This window comes from Paenibacillus pectinilyticus (genome assembly GCF_001700435.1).
Lineage (GTDB): Bacteria > Bacillota > Bacilli > Paenibacillales > NBRC-103111 > Paenibacillus_E > Paenibacillus_E pectinilyticus.
Map to the genome: position 1 here is coordinate 326,567 of NZ_LYPC01000014.1, position 20,261 is coordinate 346,827.

General features: G+C 44.1%; 14 protein-coding genes. 9 read left to right on the forward strand and 5 right to left on the reverse strand.

The window, feature by feature from the left end; genetic code table 11:
* Window positions 1-10: 10 nt before the first annotated feature.
* The 3 genes from A8709_RS08965 to A8709_RS08975 all read left to right on the forward strand — a co-directional run bounded on the left by A8709_RS08965 (window position 11) and on the right by A8709_RS08975 (window position 5,331).
* Window positions 11-1,756 carry a cache domain-containing sensor histidine kinase gene (locus A8709_RS08965; protein ID WP_065852021.1) on the forward strand — a complete coding sequence of 582 codons (1,746 nt, stop codon included), beginning with the start codon at window positions 11-13 and terminating at the stop codon, window positions 1,754-1,756.
* Window positions 1,753-3,351, forward strand: coding sequence for a response regulator transcription factor (locus A8709_RS08970; protein WP_065852022.1), 1,599 nt, complete (start codon window positions 1,753-1,755; stop codon window positions 3,349-3,351). Before A8709_RS08965 ends, A8709_RS08970 begins: the two co-directional genes overlap by 4 nt.
* A gap of 138 nt (window positions 3,352-3,489) precedes the next feature.
* A complete protein-coding gene (locus tag A8709_RS08975) occupies window positions 3,490-5,331 on the forward strand; it encodes a family 16 glycosylhydrolase (protein ID WP_065852023.1) in 1,842 nt (613 codons plus the stop codon).
* Between the two features lie 90 nt (window positions 5,332-5,421).
* On the opposite strand, the gene A8709_RS08980 is transcribed toward A8709_RS08975, so the two are convergent.
* Window positions 5,422-6,513 carry a GntR family transcriptional regulator gene (locus A8709_RS08980; RefSeq protein WP_065852024.1) on the reverse strand — a complete coding sequence of 364 codons (1,092 nt, stop codon included), beginning with the start codon at window positions 6,511-6,513 and terminating at the stop codon, window positions 5,422-5,424.
* Window positions 6,514-6,871: 358 nt separating this feature from the next.
* Between A8709_RS08980 and A8709_RS08985 the strand changes: the two genes are divergently transcribed.
* From A8709_RS08985 to araA, 3 genes are read left to right on the forward strand one after another with little or no spacing between them, the layout of a single operon-like run.
* A complete protein-coding gene (locus tag A8709_RS08985) occupies window positions 6,872-8,488 on the forward strand; it encodes a xylulokinase (protein ID WP_065852025.1) in 1,617 nt (538 codons plus the stop codon).
* 2 nt (window positions 8,489-8,490) lie between these two features.
* On the forward strand, window positions 8,491-9,186 hold the full coding sequence (locus A8709_RS08990; protein ID WP_065852026.1) for an L-ribulose-5-phosphate 4-epimerase: 696 nt from the start codon (window positions 8,491-8,493) through the stop codon (window positions 9,184-9,186).
* 42 nt (window positions 9,187-9,228) lie between these two features.
* Window positions 9,229-10,653 carry an L-arabinose isomerase gene (araA, locus tag A8709_RS08995; RefSeq protein ID WP_065852027.1) on the forward strand — a complete coding sequence of 475 codons (1,425 nt, stop codon included), beginning with the start codon at window positions 9,229-9,231 and terminating at the stop codon, window positions 10,651-10,653.
* 759 nt (window positions 10,654-11,412) lie between these two features.
* On the opposite strand, the gene A8709_RS09000 is transcribed toward araA, so the two are convergent.
* Window positions 11,413-12,336: an AraC family transcriptional regulator gene (locus tag A8709_RS09000; protein ID WP_065852028.1), complete on the reverse strand. Its 924-nt coding sequence runs from the start codon at window positions 12,334-12,336 to the stop codon at window positions 11,413-11,415.
* Between the two features lie 124 nt (window positions 12,337-12,460).
* On the opposite strand from A8709_RS09000, the gene A8709_RS09005 reads away from it, so the two are divergent.
* Entirely contained in the window at window positions 12,461-14,401 is a 1,941-nt protein-coding gene (locus A8709_RS09005; RefSeq protein WP_065852029.1) for a glycoside hydrolase 5 family protein, read from the forward strand.
* A 59-nt stretch (window positions 14,402-14,460) separates the two neighbouring features.
* On the opposite strand, the gene A8709_RS09010 is transcribed toward A8709_RS09005, so the two are convergent.
* Entirely contained in the window at window positions 14,461-15,279 is an 819-nt protein-coding gene (locus A8709_RS09010; RefSeq protein WP_065852030.1) for a sugar phosphate isomerase/epimerase family protein, read from the reverse strand.
* Window positions 15,280-15,294: 15 nt separating this feature from the next.
* Complete coding sequence (locus A8709_RS09015) at window positions 15,295-16,047, reverse strand: phytanoyl-CoA dioxygenase family protein (protein WP_065852031.1); 753 nt, start codon at window positions 16,045-16,047, stop codon at window positions 15,295-15,297.
* Window positions 16,048-16,184: 137 nt separating this feature from the next.
* On the opposite strand from A8709_RS09015, the gene A8709_RS09020 reads away from it, so the two are divergent.
* Window positions 16,185-17,054, forward strand: a complete 870-nt coding sequence (locus A8709_RS09020) for a helix-turn-helix domain-containing protein (protein WP_065852032.1) — start codon at window positions 16,185-16,187, stop codon at window positions 17,052-17,054.
* A 25-nt stretch (window positions 17,055-17,079) separates the two neighbouring features.
* Here A8709_RS09020 and A8709_RS09025 read toward each other — a convergent pair whose 3' ends face one another.
* Entirely contained in the window at window positions 17,080-17,949 is an 870-nt protein-coding gene (locus tag A8709_RS09025; RefSeq protein WP_065852033.1) for a helix-turn-helix transcriptional regulator, read from the reverse strand.
* Window positions 17,950-18,055: 106 nt separating this feature from the next.
* On the opposite strand from A8709_RS09025, the gene A8709_RS09030 reads away from it, so the two are divergent.
* Window positions 18,056-20,221: an alpha-galactosidase gene (locus A8709_RS09030; protein WP_065852034.1), complete on the forward strand. Its 2,166-nt coding sequence runs from the start codon at window positions 18,056-18,058 to the stop codon at window positions 20,219-20,221.
* Window positions 20,222-20,261: the final 40 nt, after the last annotated feature.

Consider the following 20,261-nt stretch of genomic DNA (forward strand, 5'->3'; position numbering starts at 1 on the left):
GGGGACACACATGAGATTTCGGATTAGCAGTCTTACTTTTAAGTTGTTTATTATTTGCTTTGTGTTCGTGTTTGGCTCAGTACTATTGTTGAGTCAGCTTTCCTACCGATTTGTACAAAATGAAGTCAGAGCGAATAATGATTTCTTTATAAAACAAATGTTAACTAAAGTAGATCAATACATCAACTTAAGCTTCTCTTCGCTGCAAACGATCTTATTTGCCATCGATTCTTCCTATGAGCCTGGAGCAGAGCAGTTGGAATCGTTAAAGCCAGAGCTGCAGCAGCTTTTTGAATTGAATTTAAATTTGGTCAGGAATATCTACGTCATCAAACAGGATACTTCTATTATCGGGGGAAGTCCGCTAACACCGGCTTTCGATGAACCCAATGAACAACGAATTGGCCTTCAGCAGGAAGCGATATCGAATAAATTTAGTACCCTAACGAGCCAACCTTACTTTTCCAAGCAGTCTGGCTGGACAGTGACAATGGAAAAATATTTACATAACTCGAATCCCGCAGCGGTCATCGCACTGGATATGGATTTGAATTCAATTAATAATACACTGCTTCAAATCAATCGAGATGATTTAATTAATTTAGTGATTGTCGATGCCAAGGGTACTGTGATTGCAGGAAACTTAGGCGAAGCTGGGATTTTAAACAGGGTGGATCATACCTTTGAGCTGGGCGGAATTTCATCGAAAGAATTAGTGAGGTTAAATCGGACATTTCAGTTTAAATCGGCAGATAATGAAAATTGGACAGCAACCCAATTACTCGGATCAAAATTCGGTTGGACCATCCTGTCATTAAATAGTGAATCGTTTACACAGAGATCCCTGCATAATCTGGAGAAGTATTTTATCCTGTTAGTAGCGATTGGGCTGCTGTTAAGTGCTATTGTTGCCGCTTTTGTTACCCGTTTAGTCCGAAAACCACTAGGATATCTCATGACGAAAATGAATTTAATCAAGCAAGGTTATTTGGATGTTCCTATTATAATGAATCGCAAGGATGAATTCGGTGAACTGTCGCGGACGTTTGATATGATGATTAAGCAAATTAAAGAGCTACTTACAAATTTGCGCAGCAACAGGGAATTAAAACGAGAGTTGGAAATGCAGGTTCTGCAATCGCAGATAAATCCTCATTTTTTATACAATACATTAGGTTCTATAGGGAATGTTGTCAGGCTAGGGATGCATGATCAGGTGGATCCGATAATTGGCTCGCTAATTAAAATTCTTGAATATGGGATCGAGGATGTAACAGAGAAAGTAACGCTTCGCGAAGAATTATTGAATGTGCGTGATTATATTTTCATTCAGAACATTAGATATAACCATACGTTTGAAGTGAAAGAAGAAATCGAAGAGGGACTGCTCGAATTTCCAGTATTCCGCATGTTACTGCAGCCGATTGTGGAGAATAGTTTGTTTCATGGCTATAGCGGTGGTCGTCTGCAAGGAGAAATTTGGATAACAGCTTATAGGGAAGATGAACAAATTCGAATAGAAGTCAGAGATTACGGTCAAGGGATAGACAATGATCAACGAAGTCAGCTTCTTCAACCAGGTACCCAAAAACGGCCAAATAAACGTAAACGGATTGGTTTGTATAATATCCATCAAAGAATACAGCTGAATTATGGTGAGAAATATGGCTTGGACATAGAAAGTGAAATCGGTAAGGGGACACTTATTCGAGCAACCTTTCCAAGTAAACAACCAGAAGGTGGGATATTGGAATGAGTATATATCGCTGTATGATTGTGGATGATGAAGATTTAATTATTCGGAGTCTGGAGCAATTTTTTCAACCTCATGCGGATCGGTATGTGCTTGTTGGAAAGGCATATTCAGGCAAGGAGGGGGTTGAATTGGCTCTCCAACTTAAACCGGATATTATTCTTACGGATATTGTTATGCCGGGCATGGATGGTATTGCCATGATTGAGACATTAAAAGCACAATTGCCAGCAACGGTTTTTATTATTTTGACGGCTTACTCTGATTTTGATTATGCGAAGCAAGCGATTCGGATGAATGTGAAGGATTACATTGTAAAAGTCCCGTTGTCGGAGCATGATATTTTTCAGGCTATGGATCGTGCAGCAGAAACGATTTGTGAGCTAAGGATTAAGGATGCTGAACTGCGTAAACTGAACACGTCACGCTTGGAAAATATCCATCGCTTCCGCAGGCAAATCTTCAATGAGCTCTTTCAAGGGGAGCTGCAGCCATCTCAACTGCATCGTTATAGTGATGATCTAAATATTAAACCGGACTTAGAAGGCTATAGCTGTTTCGTGATGGTATTTAATGATTATCAAGGATTTAAGCGACAATATTCACAAGCGGATCAAGGAATAATTCGATATGGTATGCTGAATATTGCGGAAGAAACCATTAAGATGAAAGCTCAGGGGTTTGTTGTGGAAATGAAGGACAATCAGCTGTTAGGGGTTGTGAAAATCTCTTCAAAATTACATGCAAGCCAATTGGATTTACAATGCATGGAGCTAGGGCAGGAATTGATTGCGAATATCCAGAAATTTATGAAGCAAACCGTCAACGTTGGCGTGAGTGGCTTTTTCGAAGGATGGAGTACGTTGCAAAAGGCTTATTCAGATGCAACTGCCATGCTGCGGGATGTTTATTATTATGGTGGAGAGGGGTATGTGTTTACTGCGGCACAGCATTTGGCAAATAAACCTGGCAATGAAATTCAGGTGAGGGAATGGTTCAATGAAATTTTGCTTAAGCTTACCCCTGAAGCAAAGCTTGAAGATTTCCAAGGAGCATTTCGTCGCATCTCATCCTTTGCTTTTAATGGCCGTATACCCAAAGAAATCATGACCTTGTTGATGGACGAATTTCTAGATAATGTGAAACGAACGGTGCAGGTGTGGAAGGTCGCTATACCTCAAACTGCTACTCAACATGTAGAGTCAATGAAATTCAATGAGCAGTGGGAAGCTATGAAGCTGTATATTGAGACGTGTTTGCTGCAGCGCCATGCTTCTGCCAAGCCTGAGATCACCAAAGCGAAACAATATATAGAGAAACATATTGCAGAGAGACTGACGTTAGATGATGTTGCGGAATACGTGAATTTAGCACCCCATTACTTCAGTACCTTATTTAAAAAAGTAGAAAATGAAAACTTTATTGATTACGTCAATCGTCGCAAAATTGAAAAGGCAGTTGCCTTACTCAAGGAGAAAGACTACTCAAATCTACAGCTCAGTAGTTTGGTAGGAATTCAGAATGAAAGGTATTTTTGTACACTGTTCAAACATTACTTCGGATTGCCGCCGCAGAAGTTTCGCAAAACTTTTTTGTGAAATAGCGTGGGTTTACAATGCTGTTGTTTATATATTAGAGAAAGTCCTTAATATATTGAAATTTGGGTTCAAATATTCATGATACACTCTTTAAGGTAAGCGCTTGCAATTAAAATGAAGCAAAAGGGAGAGTGTATGATGAGATTGGGAAAAGTATTAGGATTCTTTGGGTTCGGTGCTTTGCTGGTTACTGCGTTGACACTGACTGCAGGAAACCGTGCAGATGCGTCAGCGCCAGCAGGCTATAGTCTGGTATGGCAGGAGGACTTTAATGGAAGCAGTTTAAATGAAGATGAGTGGAACTATAGGCAAAACTCATTAACCGACGAGGGAAATGTATCTGTATCTGGAGGTGTTTTACAGCTAGATATGACACGCACGGCCACTGGATTCAGAGGTGCCGGTATCACGTCTAAGCGGACTTTTGGCTATGGGTATTATGAGATCAATGCCAAATGGGATTTTGTCGAAGGTTTCCATCCCTCTGCATGGACACAGATCTGGGATGGTCAGCTGCCTAAGCCTAATAATGATGCCGATGCTACCGAAATAGATTTATTCGAGCAGCAGGCTGATGGTAACATTAACGCGGGCTATTTCAATTGGCATTCGAATGCCGGTGCAGACACGTTTTCATACGCTTCCCCGAGAGTAGGTTACACCGGAGATTACTCGCTGAATTATCATACATATGGAGTTGACTATACATCAACTTACATGGCTTTTTATAAAGATGGTGTGAAAGCCGGTCAAATCGATTATTCAGGTACCACTGCAAATAAAAATTCACCCATGGTATTCTATTTGTCTACGATCGTTTATGGTTCTCCTGATCCATCTCAACCAACAGGATATGTATACGGCAAATATTACGTAGATAATTTTAAATACTACAGTACAACTGGGACTGTGCCGGTAACTAGCCCGGCAGCACCTGCAGTACATAATCCGCTACGCAGTGATAACTTCGAGATCGGTGCATACAAATGGAATCTGCTTTCGGGCTCATGGAGTACAATTATAGACGGAAGCAAAGTATTGAATACGTCTACTACCAGCGGGGAGTCTGTCGCGCTCTATAGTGACTATCCAGTGTCATCGTCAACTTGGTCCGATAGTTCTGTGCAAGCTAAGTTAAAACTGTTAGGAACTACAGGGAGTGCTGGCGTTATTGGTCGTTACCAGAACGGGGATTATTATTACTTAAGACTCAATCCAACAAACAATAGCGTGGAGCTGCTGAAGGTGAAAAGCAGTGTAAGTACGATCTTATCCAGCGTTGCCTTCCCGGTTTCTACTGGAACGTATTATGGGTTGAAACTGTACATGAACGGCTCAACACTGAAAGGCTACGTGAATGGCGTGGAGCTGGTATCAGGATTCGACGAAGATTTTACCTTGGGTTCTTCTGGTGTCAAATCGTATAATGTAAGCTTCAGTGCGGATGACTTTCTAGCCACGAGGGTCATGTATAGTGATGATTTGAACGCTGGTAATGCGGACAAATGGTCACCCATCAACGGGTCTTGGTCAGTTATTAGCGATGGGACATCGGTGTTAAAGAATGCGGTTGCCACTGGGGAAGCGCTTGCTTACGCGAACAGTGCGAAATATGCGAACGCATGGGTATCGGCCAACATCAAGTTGCATACGACAGGTGGCTACGCGAGTGTGATAGGGCGGTATACAGACATTAATAATTTCTATATGTTGCGACTTGATAAAGCCGCGGGCAAACTGTTCATTAGTAAGAAAGGTGGCGGATCCGTAACGGATTTGGCATCTGTAACGTTGAGCATCAATACGAATCAATGGTATCGACTAGAGCTTTCGATGGTTGGTGGTGTGTTGAAGGGTTACCTGGATGGGGAAGAGAAATTAAGCTATTCGGATGCAAGCCCACTTCCAGCAGGACGGGTGGGTGTTCGAGGTTATGGGGAAAGCTTCTCTGTAGACAATCTGTATGTGGAAGCAAGATAATTGATTTCTTCTAATAGTGTATAAGAAGCCCTGCTGGAAAAAATCCGAGTAGGGCTTTTCCCTTATAGACAGTGTGATTACAATCCGTGACTATTCCACTTCGATTACTTTTACAGTCTCACCCTCAATTAATACGGGCTGGTAGTAGGTGTTGGTAGGCAAGTCTTTTTTGCCTTGCAAATTCTTAATGACCCAGTCCGCAGCGTCACGTCCCATTTGTTCTTGAGGGTGGGTTAGCGTCGTTAGTTTGATATTAGCGTTCTTGGCGATATAGGAATTGTCCTGGCCAATGATGGATAGCTCATCTGGAATGGAGATACCCAGTTTTCTGCAAACATGTACGACTTCTAACCCTACCTCGTCGTTATAACAGACAAGTGCAGTCAGGTCATCTCGGTTATCGTTCAAATACATTTCTAAGTTAGCGGACAAGTTAGACTTCGTCGCCGTATCGAAAGAAAGCACATGCTCTTGCTGGAACCGTAATTTAGCTTCCCCAAGTGCCTTAATAAATCCTTTCAGTCTGAACTTCCCTTGCAAATCATCCATTTTCGCGATGATACCGATATGAGTATGACCTTTGGAAATCAGTTCTCGAGTTGCTAGATAACTGGACTGTACGTCATCCAGACAGAAGAAGGGAACTTCCAATTCTTCATAATAGGCATTAATCATCGTGAAAGGAACCTCCTGCTCTTTAAAAGACAGGTAGTAAGCGATATTGGGGTTGTAAACATTGCTTCTGGTAGGTTCTATAATCAGTCCATCCACGCCATAGGAAAGCATCATTTCTAATGCTTTTTTTTCCTGCGAGATATCGTTATTTGTACTGGCTAACAGCAAGGAATAGTTATCTTCATTTAATCGGCTTTCAATACCCCGAATAATGGAGGGGAAAATGTAATCCGAGATATAGGTCGTGATGACGCCAATTGTTCTATTCGTGGTTTTCCCACTCGTTCTGGACCGGTATTGAGTGCTGACGTACGTGCCGGATCCTTTCTCGCTTCTTAGGAAACCCTCGTTCGATAAATCCAGAATAGCCTTCCTAATCGTCTGCCGGCTAACATTATACTCCTCCTGCAAAGCGAATTCCGAAGGGATTTTCTCTCCTGCTTTGTATGTTCCCGACAGGATATGGCTTTTGAGATCATCTAAGATGATTTGGTACTTTGGCTTCATGAAATCCACTTCTTTCATCATTTTTCATTAAGATGTACGTACATATTCTAACATAATTTGCTTGGAATGCAAATGAAGTCATAACTATTTATGATCTTAATGGTACAACTTCTATAAATAAAGTGATGAATGAGGAGTGACGTGGTGATAGGGAGTGGGATTGTAGATTATGTCAGTATAACTAACGGATATTATTGACAAATGTACGTACAGAAAATATACTGAGATTATCAATTTAAGTAAGCGCCTTCTTATGATCGACATCTTAAGCTTGTTCTTGAGTAACCGGTTCGATCGGAATTTGCAATTATAGGAACCAATATCGGTTGGGTTTAACAGAAAGGGGAAATTTGTGCTTATGAAGCAGTTAGACTTGAAAGAAGCAATTACCAAGGGTGAAACCTCGTTAGGTATTGAATTCGGATCTACGCGGATTAAAGCGGTGTTAATCGATCGTCGTTTCGAGACCATCGCATCAGGAAGCTATGAGTGGGAAAATCAGTTAAAAGACGGATATTGGACATACAACCAGGAAGATATTCTTAAAGGGCTCCAAGCCGCTTATCGTGAAATGAAACAAGAGGTGGAAAGGAATTACGGGGCAACCCTCAGGACCGTGGGTTCGATCGGGTTTTCCGCAATGATGCACGGTTATTTGGCATTCGACAGTACGGGTAAGCTGCTAGTGCCGTTTCGGACTTGGCGCAACGCAACAACCGGCGCGGCTGCTAGGGAATTAACGGATTTGTTCCAATTTAATATCCCCGAGCGCTGGAGTATCGCTCATTTGTACCAAGCGATATTAAATCAAGAGGAACATGTGCCGCACATTAATTTCGTAACGACGCTGGCTGGATATATTCATTGGCTGCTGACTGGCAAAAAAGTGATCGGCATCGGAGATGCTTCCGGCATCTTTCCTATTGATGAAGCAAGCCGTAATTACCATCCATCGATGGTTAAGCAGTTCAATGAACTTATCGCAACCAATGGCTATACATGGAAGTTAGAAGATATTCTTCCTAAGGTATTTCTCTCCGGTGACCAAGCGGGTGAACTAACGGAGTTGGGAGCTGGCATTCTAGACCTGGACGAGGATCTACAGCCAGGGATTCTATTATGTCCCCCAGAGGGTGATGCCGGCACTGGTATGGTTGCGACGAATAGCGTCAGGAAGCGTACGGGTAACATTTCCGTGGGCACTTCCATTTTTGCGATGATAGTACTTGAGAAAGAATTATCCAAGGTTTATCCAGAGATCGATATGGTCACGACACCGAACGGGAGTCCGGTCGGCATGGTACATGCCAACAACTGTTCCAGCGATCTCAATGCCTGGATGGGATTGTTCCGAGAATTCTCTGAAGCCATGGGTTACGGCGTAGATGCAGGCGAATTATTTAGCGTGTTGTTGAATAAGGCATTGCAAGCCGACCCAGACGGCGGAGGTTTGCTTAGCTATGGTTATCTCTCGGGCGAGAATATTACGGGAATCGACAAAGGCCGGCCGTTGTTCGTTCGATCGCCTGAAAGCAACTTTAATTTGGCTAATTTCATGCGAACGCACCTATTCACTGCTTTCGGAGCATTGAAGCTTGGAATGGACATTTTGACCGAAAGTGAACAAGTTGCTATTGATAGCATTTTGGCTCATGGCGGACTATTTAAGACTCCTATCGTCGGGCAAAAAATTCTAGCGGGTGCACTGAACGTACCGATCTCGGTTATGTCTACGGCCGGCGAAGGCGGAGCATGGGGCATGGCGCTTCTAGCTTCATATATGATCAATAAGGATCAAGAAGAGAGCTTGGATAACTTCCTTGAGCAGAAGGTCTTTAAAGAGGTCGAAGGACAGGAGATTGCACCGGATAGGGCGGATGTAAAAGGGTTCCAAGCTTTTATCCAACGATATCAAGCGGGGTTGGCCATCGAACAGGCCGCAGTAGACCATCTCGTAGAGAATGGGAGGGAATAACGTTGTTAGAACAATTTAAAGAAGAGGTATATCATGCGAATCTGGATTTGCCGAAGCACGGACTCGTGAAATTCACTTGGGGCAATGCTAGCGCCATCGATCGAGCAAGCGGCCTATTCGTAATCAAACCGAGCGGAGTTAGCTATGAAAAGATGAAACCGAGCGACATGGTTGTCGTGGATCTCGACGGTAATGTGGTCGAGGGCGAGATGAGACCCTCCTCCGATACCGCGACTCACGCCGTGTTGTATAAACACTATCGGCAAATCGGCGGTATCGTGCATACCCATTCAACCTGGGCAACCATTTGGGCGCAAGCGGGACTGGATGTACCCGTTATGGGAACGACGCATGCGGATACCTTCTACGGCGCCGTGCCATGTGCACGTTTCTTGAATCAAGCGGAGATTGACCGAGGGTACGAAGCGGAGACAGGCCGTGTCATCATCGAAACGTTCGAGGAGCGCGGTCTGGATGTCATGGCAATTCCGGGGGTCCTGCTTCAGGGACACGCACCATTCACTTGGGGGAAAGACGTGAAATCGGCAGTCGTGAACAGCGTCGTGCTGGAGGAGGTTTGCAAGATGAATTTATATGCAAGGCAATTAAATCATTTTGCAAAAGAACTACCTCAAGGCATTCTGGATAAACACTATCTTCGGAAACACGGGAAAGATGCCTACTACGGGCAGAAGTAATAGCCTGACTCAATATTAATGATAGAAAAGAGGATGATTTAGATGTCAACAATAGCAGCTAAACAATTTTGGTTCGTGGTAGGTTCGCAGCATCTGTATGGGGAAGAAGCGTTGGCAGAAGTAAAAGCTCACGCACAGACAATGACTGATGCCTTGAATAATAGCGGTGTGCTCCCATACCCGCTTGTCTTGCAGGAGTTGGCAGTAACCGCTGATAAAATTACAAACCTCATGAAGGAGGTCAACTATCGCGATGAAGTGGCTGGTGTCATCACATGGATGCATACCTTCTCGCCGGCAAAAATGTGGATTCGCGGTACAAAAATGCTGCAAAAGCCTCTGCTTCACTTAGCAACACAGTTCAATGAAAGCATTCCTTGGGCTACGATTGACATGGACTTCATGAACCTGAATCAAGCCGCTCACGGCGATCGTGAATACGGCTTTATTAATGCCCGTCTGAAGAAACAAAATAAAGTAGTTGTAGGCTACTGGGGACGTCCGGAAGTGAAGCAGCAGATTGCGGATTGGATGGACGTTGCCGTTGCTTATAATGAAAGCTTCAATATCAAAGTGGCTCGTTTTGGCGACAACATGCGTAATGTTGGTGTAACGGAAGGGGATAAAGTCGAAGCCCAAATTCAATTCGGATGGACCGTGGACTACTACGGCATCGGAGACCTGGTACAATATGTGAATGCCGTTACAGAGCAAGAAATTGATGATCTTCTTGGCCAGTATGCGGAACTTTACGAATTCGATTTCGGCACGAACAGTAAAGAAGCGTGGGAAGCGAGCGTCAGAATCCAAGCAAGCTATGAAATTGCTATCAAGCGTTTCTTGGATGAGAAAGGTTATAATGCCTTCACGACGAACTTCGAAGATTTGCATGGGATGAAGCAGCTTCCTGGTCTTGCTGTTCAACGTCTGATGGCGCAGGGCTACGGCTTTGCTGGCGAAGGCGACTGGAAGACGGCTGCGCTTGCTCGCTTGCTGAAAGTGATGAGCCACAATCAAACGACAGGCTTCATGGAGGATTACACGTACGAGATGGCGGCTGGTCAGGAAGCGATCCTGCAATCCCATATGCTCGAAGTAGATCCTACCTTTGCTAGCAACAAGCCTAAAATCATTGTTTCCCCACTTGGAATCGGCGGTAAAGAAGATCCGGCGCGTCTGGTATTCGATGGTAAAGCCGGAGACGGCGTCGTCGTATCCATGGTGGACTTCGGCACTCATTATAAATTGCTAATCAACGAAGTTTCCGCTTTCGAGCCGAAGGAACCGGCTCCTAAGCTTCCCGTAGCTCGTGTACTTTGGAGCGTGAAGCCGAACTTCCAGGATGGGGTGAGAGCCTGGATAGAGAATGGCGGCGGCCACCATACAGTTGCTTCCTTGAACTTAACGACAGATCAAATCGTAACTTACGCCAAGCTGGTTAACTTGGAATACGTCGTTATTAAATAGTCTGTAAGGCAGATGACGGCGAAAACACCTTGGCAATTTCGTGAGACTTTTGTATAGATCAATATATTAAATATGATCTCAAGTAGGAGACTGTTCAAAGAGTGGTCAACAAAATAAAGGCTGCATACACTGTTCCTTAAGTGATTGCAGTCTTTATTTTATATGGGACTTATGTCGAACATCAGTTTGTTCTAGTGGAGCTATGGCAGATATTAACTAGGAAGATATTACTAAAGTAATGAAGGACTATTTTAATCGGTAAATTATAAACAGGTAATGTAACCATGAAACGAAACCTTGTTAATTCAAGGTTTTTTTATTAGGGATTTTTTTTGTCGTTTTTTGCTGCAGGAATAACCTGCAAAACATACGAACGACATGAAAGTTACTCGAAAATGTACACCCCATTGACTCCAGAGATGGATGACCATACTTTATGTACTGAGAACCGGTATTCTTGGAGCAAGTATGTCCGCCAGAGGTATTCTTGCGCTGTATGCGATTCCATCCCGTGGGGAGTGAGTCAGAAGTCTTGAAAAGCTAGATGGTGGTTATTGATATTTAACGGTGGATGTCGTAAGTGAGCCGCGGTCCCATGTTGGAATTGTTTCAAAATGCCGAATGAAGGATCATGGATATCCTTCATTCTCCATGGTGTAGGTGGGCTGGAGACAGTTCTCGCCATTTCATTCGTATGTTAGGCATGTTGAACGGCATCCTATTTTTTGAGATCTGTTTCAGAAGATTAAGAAATGATGTTCATGATTTGCCCATCATAAGGAGCTGCTCTTTTCTATACCGCTTAGGTGGAATACCCTTCATGCGTTTGAATTGCTTAATGAAATAGCTGGAATGATTAAAGCCTGCTTCAAGCGTAATTTGCGTTATACTTTTCAAAGGGTCGAGCAGCAATTGCTCGGCTCTTCTTATTTTGATAATCATCACGTATTGCGTAAAGGATGTGTGCATAACACTTTTGAAAAAACGTGCGAATTGACTGTAGCTCATCATACATTTCATGGCCGCTTCCTCCGCTGATATGGTTTGGTGCACGTTCTCATTAATAGAAGCAAGAAGCTGACGAAACGAGGACATGCTAAGTGTCTCATCACCTTCCATCTTCAGCTGATCGGGAGACAGAAGCGCTCGTTGATCGCGAAACAACCAGAGAATAAGTTTGAAAATGGAAGAGGAAACAGCCAGTTCGAAGCCAAAATCTTTCTCATTATACTCGCGGTACATGTCTTCGACGAGGTCGTGAAGGGCAGGCATGTCTTTGACATCTGGTAGAATCCACTTGTTCAAACCGGCAAGAGGAGAGATATAAGGCAAATAGTATTGTAATTCAAAAGCCAGCTGAGGCATGGGTTTTAATAATTCCGGATCAAAACCAATCACATAATGCTTGGAAGGTTGATTTAATGCGATTGATACATTATGTACTTCACAAGGATGAATTAATACGAAAGTGCCTTCAGCTGCTTCAAACCGATGGCTTCCTACCGTAATTGTGGCATTTCCAGAAGCAATATAAATAATTTCCATATGATAATGCCAATGGGATCCAATCTGGTAACCCTCGTTCACTGTTGTTTGTACACCAACATAAAAAAGACGATCGACATCTGACTGGCGGCTTTGGTTTTTATTTTGCTCAAAATAGGGAGGGAGGATCTGATTCATAGAAATGACTCCTTGGTTCGAAAAAGTAGAATCGTTATATTTTTGGATAGTTTTATTATAGTGCAAGCGTATCTTTTTTTGTACGCTTAAAATACGTTATATTCAACCACAGGAGGCATAATCCATGAATAACTTATTAAATTTGCCTAGCACATTTTTTGTAGGCTGTAATTACTGGGCTTCACACGCTGGGACAGCAATGTGGTCAGATTGGCAACCGGAACAGGTTGATCTCGACTTGAGAAGATTATCAGAAGCAGGGATTGAAGTAATACGCGTATTCCCGCTATGGCCAGATTTTCAACCGATTGAGAATATGTATTCAAGTGAAGGTGAACATTTTGGCTATCGCTTCGGGGAAGAAAGATTGCCGAATACAGAGGCAGGCAAAGCTGGGATGTCCGTAGAAATGATGATGCGCTTCCAAGCTTTCACAGAAATCGCGGCTAAATACAACATAAAACTCATCGTTGGACTAATCACAGGATGGATGAGTGGACGGTTATTTGTACCTCCAGCACTCAGAGGGAAAGCCATATTGACAGACCCAGATGCGATTCGTTGGCAGGTTCGATTTGTACAATATTTTGTGAAACAGATGAAACATAACGATGCCATTATTGCATGGGATCTCGGGAACGAATGCAACGTCATGGGAAAAGTTACTTCCCAGCAAGAAGCTTATGTTTGGACAGCTTCTATAGCAAATGCGATAAAGGCACAGGATACGACACGGCCATTAATTTCGGGCATGCACAGTCTGTTTCCGACGGGCAATTGGACGATGCAGGATCAAGGGGAGCTAACGGATATTCTCACAACGCATCCGTATCCTTTTTGGACGAAATACATGGATTTTGATCCGTTAACATCGATTCGTCCTACGATTCATGCGACGATGGAAAGCTTATTATACGCACAAATTGGCGAGAAGCCTTGCTTTGCGGAAGAAATGGGAACGATGGGTCCGATGGTGTGCAGTGAGGAAGTGGCTGCAGCATTTGCACGCACTAGCATGCTTTCACAATGGTCCCATGGTTTTCCGGGCTTACTGTGGTGGTGCGCCAATGATCAAACGAAGCTGAATCATGCCCCCTACGATTGGGTAGCGTGCGAAGGTGAGCTGGGTCTCATGACGGAGGAAGGGCGTGTGAAGCCAGCGCTCCAAGAGATGGGGCGGCTCAAGAAAGTGATTCAAGAACTGCCATTTGGGAAGCTACCTAATCGCACTGTTGATGCCGTGTGCATTTTGAACAGCACGCAGGATCATTGGGCAACAGCCGTTGGAGCTTTTTTACTCGCGAAGCAGTCCGGGTTTGAAATTGAATTCCGCTTTGAAGATCAGCCGCTGCCTGACGCAAATTTCTATATGCTTCCTTGTGTTACTGGCGTGTATGGAGTTGCGAAGCAGCGCTGGGAACAGTTGCTCACTAAAGTACGCGAAGGCGCAACGTTATATTTGTCTTCGAACGACGGCTACATGTTGAATTTTGCTGAGCTGACTGGATTAACTGTACAGAATCGCAGCCGACGGGTAAACGATGCCATCGCGTTCTTACAAACGGAAGAGGGGGAAATACCATTAACGTTGCCCAGTGCATTTAAACTGGATTTACGTAACGATCGGGCAGAAGTATTGGCCGCAGAAGCGGATGGAAATCCCGTTCTGACCAAGGCATTCTACGGAAAAGGTGCTGTGTATTTCTGTGCTCTGCCAGTAGAGCTAGCCATGTCGCAGCAAGCTGGTGTCAGTTACATGCCGGAACAGTTCCCTTATTGGAAAATGTATGAATTGATTTCGCAAGAGGCACGAAGTACGCGTGTTGTACAAATCAGTGATCCTCAAATTGGAATTACTGAGCATATCACAGACACGCATTCACAGATTGCGGTGGTGATTAACTACTCGCCAGAGTTAAGAGAGGTTCCATTGATTTTGAAAGAGGGATGGCAGGTTGAAGCGAGCTTGTACGGAGGCAGACAGAAGGACTGTGAAGGGAGTACGTTCGTGAATGTAGGTGCGAACGATGCAGTTATTTTAACGTTGCGGAAAGTCAAAGCGTAATTATATTGTAAAGAACCTGCCGACTGGGCAGGTTCTTAGTTGTATTTATAATACTTAACTCATCGAATGTTTGCTTTAAACCTATTCAGCATCCAAGTATTGATCTCCCAAGTATCCGCGACCGGCATGTTCGTATAAGGCAGTGTATGTAGATAAGGAGGGGGACCAAATTCCGGAGTAAAAGTTATCTGCGGATGGCCTGCTTCACGGCGTTCTTGTGCAATCAGGGTCCACCAGTGCAGATGTTGTTTCACATAGGGCTCATAGTAGGGATCCCGCGGGTCTGGAACCTGCGGCCCTTCCGAGTAGCCAATTCTTCCGTGAATATGAATGGCTCGAGAGATCGCCAGGTTCATGTCTTCATTGGGTTCAAGAGGCATCCCTTCACATGCCACCATCCAATGGCTGAAGTCCGCGTTTATCCGTAATTCAGGGAATTTTCGCAGCAAGGCGGCAGTCGCCCAAGGCACAAACATGGCTCTTCCGCGGTGCGTTTCATGGGCTACAGGAATTTGAAGGGCCTGTTCAATCGCAAGCGCTTCCTCGAAAAAAACGCACTGTTGGTCAAACGACATCGAATCCTTCGCACTGTGAGAGACAATAAGGACGGGATTCAGGTCACGGAGCCGAGCTGTTTTTTCTCGAAAAGAGCCTGCATGGTCTGCTTCTTGCGTGCCGACTTGGCCGATAAATTTCAAGCCCAACCTTTGAAGCCTTTTAACAAATACGGTATCATCCTTGGGATTGTGAGGTGGGATGAATTCAATGCCGTCAAATCCGGCTTCCGCAATTTTCTCGATGATCGCTTCCGTTTCTTTATTCATTTGCCATTCAATGGGGAGCAGATCCCAGAATGACCGGAAACCAAGCACATTCATTCAATATGCCTCCAATTAGCGACTAGGTGTTGATACATTCACAAAGGAATTTCCGGCAATATCTTTACCGCGTGCCAGCCAAATTTTGTGACCAGGATTTTTTTCTGGAAGCACTTTCGCTTCGGTGGAAAAATAGCGCATGGTGTATCCGCAGCGGCGATATTCACTTTGGTTGGCTGCAGCGCCGTGCATGATACGTGAATCATGCAGGGAGCATTCGCCGGGTTCGAGTTCAAAATAAACGGCCTTGGATTCATCAACATTTTTAATTTGTGTGTTAAATGTATTAGAGGTACCATCGACATTCTCGTATTCGGAGAAACCGTTCTCATGCGTCCCAGGAATGACGCGCATACAGCCATTTTCTTTCCAGCTGCGATCAATAGCCAACCACACCGTCACAATACTGTCGAATCGATCCAGGCGTCCATTCCAGTACGCAGAATCTTCATGCCATGGCGTGGCGCGCCCTACGAACGGATCCTTACAAATAAAGTGCGAGGACCATAGGCCAATATTGGGTCCAATGATGGGCTCAACAAGATCCAAGACATCATCACTTAACAAAAACTCTAGCAATCTTTCGTCGCGGAAATGCGGAGTGTCCAATTCATCAGAAAGCTTACTGCCCTTTAGCGCCAACTGTTCTTCAAAAATCGCGGTTAATTCGGCTTGCTTCTCAGCGCTAAATAGCGGCTTTCTGTAGAGTGAGTAGCCTTGTTCCTGATAGAACTGTATTTCTTGGTCATTTAACTTTAATTGCCCCATGTGTTTCACCCTCCATAAATGTATTGCATTGATTTCTTCTTCTTCATAATATGATAATATACAGATATCATCTTGTTTCGAAATGATTCTTATTGTTCTGTATTGATATATATATATTAGAGAGAGGTAGATGTGGAGTGCGCATTTACGCCAAGAATGTATTTCAAGATGGGCTTGAATTTCATTATGCAGCTTACCGTTCGATTAAGGATATGACGGGGTTGCATGATCATGATTTCTACGAGGTCTTTCTAACCTTTGGAGGCGATGTTTACCATCTTGTGAACAATCAGAAGATCATGATGCCTAGTAACACGTTAGTATTCATACGACCGAATGATTACCATGCCTATGAACGAATTGAGCAAGGGGACTGTCAGATTATGAATGTTGCCTTCCCTGCACAACTCATGGCATCACTGCAAACGTACTTAGGCCATAGCCGGGTTATCGATCAATTATTGCACGCGCCATTACCTCCCAGCACAACGCTCACGCTTTCTGAGACCCATCAATTGTTGGATCGTTTTCAGCAGTTGACGTGGTCAGCTCTTATGAATGAACGTAGTCACGAAGCTGGAATCCTATTCAAAATGATGATTACGGAGGTGTTGCTAAAGTTCATCCCTTTTATGGAAGGGGGGAGAGAAGAGAATCTCCCAGCGTGGTTAGAACATTTAAAAAATCAAATGAGTAAGAAGGAACATTTTACAGTAGGCATAGCAGACATGTATCTCCTCACCGATAAAAGCCCGGAGCATATCAGCAGAAGCATTAAGAAATATTTTGGCTGCACGCCGACAGATTGGATCAATCATTTTCGGTTGCGTCATGGGGCGAACTTGTTGGTGTCAACGGATATGCAGATTATTGAAGTTGCGATGGAGTCCGGGTTTGAGAATTTAAGCCATTTCTATCATCGATTCAAAAAGATGTTCTATCTTTCACCTGCGCGTTACAGGAAAGCCAATCGACGTGATGTGATACCAAGTTTACCGGCAAAATAAAAAAAGCCAGCCTAGGGCTAGCTGGCTATTCAAGCAGCCTTAAAAAATCTTCATGTCTACCCGCATTTTCCCTATATGAACTAGGCGACATGCCCATCATTTTATGAAACACCTTACCGAAATAACCGACTTCGTGATAGCCACTGCGAGAAGCGATTTCCTTGATGGAGAGATGAGGATTTTGCAGCAACTCGGCCGCTTTCTCTATTCTTCGATTACGGAGATAATCCATGGTGCTGACATGATAATAGAGGGGAAACATTTTACATAAATAGTACTTGTTAAGTCCGGCAACTTCGGCCAAATGATCTAATGATAGGTCGGAAGCATAATGATGATCGATATGACTTGCAACTTTACGGTAAGAAGCCGGTATCTCGTGCTGAGAGACGGCTTCTTTGCTTTGAAGAAAACGCTGAAGAGCGAGCAACCATTCATAAATGCGCAGGGATAGATCAAAACGGTCACCTATCTGTTTATGATTTACATCTTCATAAAGTTTCCATAGCAGAGTAATCGGTAGCGCTTCGGGAGGCAAGGTGATGACGTTGCTGTGCAAACCTATTAGTTCTTTACGCAGACCTTCTCCCCGAATCCCCTCGAAACGAATCCAAATGAATTCCCATGGCTCCACGGCATCCGGAGGATACCAGTAGGCGTGATCGCTTGGAATTTGCACCCACAGAGCCTGATGCTTGCCCATCTCCATCTGTTCCTCTCCGATGCGGAGTCTGCCTGTTCCTTTCAGGGTAAATTGAAAAATAACGCCGGATCCCTCGCGTTTCATCCCGTCCCAGTGGTAGCGGGCATCACGCCTTATTTCATGGCCAATGGACACAAGTTTAAATAGGTGATGATCTTCGTTGGTATATCGGAATCCAAAGGAATTTACCACAATTTTTTACCACTCCGTTTCAAAATCTTCCTATTTTTCTTCCATTATAAAGAAGATATACTCAATTTATTGGATAATATATTACCACAAAGGAGTATGTTTCTCTATGCTAAAATCGAAATGGTTGAAGGATTGCTACGTCCAAATTGAGGGTTCGCAATTCAAGGTTGGCAACGCTGCAATTGAACGCACATGGACTTTGGAAGAAAGAGGACCGGTTAGCAGGTCGATCTATGATAAAAGGAATCAGGTTGAATGGTTATCTTCGTATGGCGAAATAACGATGTTTCAGTTTCCTTGGCTCTCACCGTCTGCAAAACTTATAAACGCTTCCGTTACTGCTAGTGAAGATGACGATTACGGCATTTCCAAACCGTATTTGAAAACGGATGTGGATATGACCTACGACCATGGCGGAGATCGATTAAGTATCCGTTTGACGCTGAAAGTGTATCCGGGATCTCCTTTTATCCGTCATGACTATTCGGTCTTGGCTGGAGACGTGGACGCTAGAAATGAAATTGAAGCAGCTTCGTCCTTTGTAGCATGGATTCAACCTGATCTCAAGCGAGAGATCTCTGATACTGAAGATAAGCTGCAATTGGATGATAATAATAGGGAACGCGGACATGTCGGAGGAGACTACTGCGATATGCTCTCCATCCAGCATTTACATTGCCGTTGGGCGTGTATCGGCTTTCGTGATCAGACAGACACGCATAATAATCTTATAACCGAAGAAAGCGGCTTATTGTACGTGAATGAGTTATTGCATCTGCGGGGCAACCTGCTTACGCTCAAATCGACGCTTGGCGCTGGTGGGCTTCTGGTTATGAAGGAGGGGCCGACCCCCCTTGGGGATTTGCAGCCAGGGAGTAAAGATTTTCATTTTCATGGGAAACGCCTTTCTGTTCAAGGCGCAGGGATCACGCAAGCGGATCTTGCTGCCGGGGAAACTATAACGTCTTACGGAACGATGGTTGGGGTTTATGATGGAGAAATCTTCAGCGAACATCGGCTGATCTATGACTACCACAGAAATCTGCGACACTACAAGCAGGACAGAGACAGCTTTCTGATGAGTAATACATGGGGTGACCGTTCCAAAGATGGTGCCCTGCATGAGGAATTCTTGCTGGATGAATTGCAGGCTGCTTTGAACTTAGGGCTGACCCTGCTGCAAATTGATGACGGATGGCAAAAAGGCGTTACTTGCAATTCTGTCAATGCCGCACCTGGAGGTGGGCTTTGGAGCCATTATTATAGTGGAGACGGTCAATTCTGGCATGTTCATCCAGAACGTTTTCCTAATGGCTTGTCTCCTATAGTGGAGTCAGCTGAGGTTAAGGGCATTCAGCTGGGACTGTGGTTTTCGCCGGATTCCTCTGATGACTATGTCAATTGGGAGAAGGACGTTGCCACGTTGCTCGAATTGCACGAGGAGCATCGTATCGTGGCTTTTAAACTAGATGGCATAGACATTCGATCCAAGCTTGGAGAAACTAGACTAATCATGATGATGCGTCAAGTTGTCAAAGCCACGCGAGGTAAAGTGGTATTCAATATTGATACGACGGCTCAGACACGGTTAGGGTATTTGGGCCAAACGCAATACGGTACGATTTTCTTGGAAAATCGCTATACAGATTGGGGGAATTATTATCCCCATTGGACTTTGCGTAACTTGTGGTTGCTGCTTCCTTATGTCCCCGCAGATAGATTGCAAATGGAATATTTGAATGTGGAGCGGAATCAAGCCAAGTATGCTGATGATCCTTTGGCGCCATTTCATAGTGGACAGGTATACGCGTTTGTGGTTGTCGCTTTTACAAATCCATTGGCATGGATGGAGACAACAGGGCTAACCGCATCGCAGTCGGTTGCTTTAAACAGAGTGATTGAAGCAATTAAACCTCATCATCCTGCCATACTTGGGGGACATGTATTGCCGCTTGGCGATGAACCTTCAGGGGCTTCCTGGACGGGGCTTCAAAGTATAGTCGATGAGCATAACGGTTATTTATTGATCATTCGGGAAAAGCATATGCAATCCGAGTATGCCATGCAGCTTTGGGGAGATGAACCTGCTTCCACGCTTAGTTTAACGGAAATTATTCGCATGGAGGAGAAGGATGTCGTGATTACGAACCATGGTCAAGAAAGGGTTCAGGTAGAACCGGATGCCCACGGCAATTTCACATTTAAGCTTGCGGCACCCTTCTCATTTGTGCTTTATCGGTATCAACATTCCTCAGATATGAAGTGGAAATAGGTGATGATATGATTTATATGCTTATATCATTTAGTAAGCA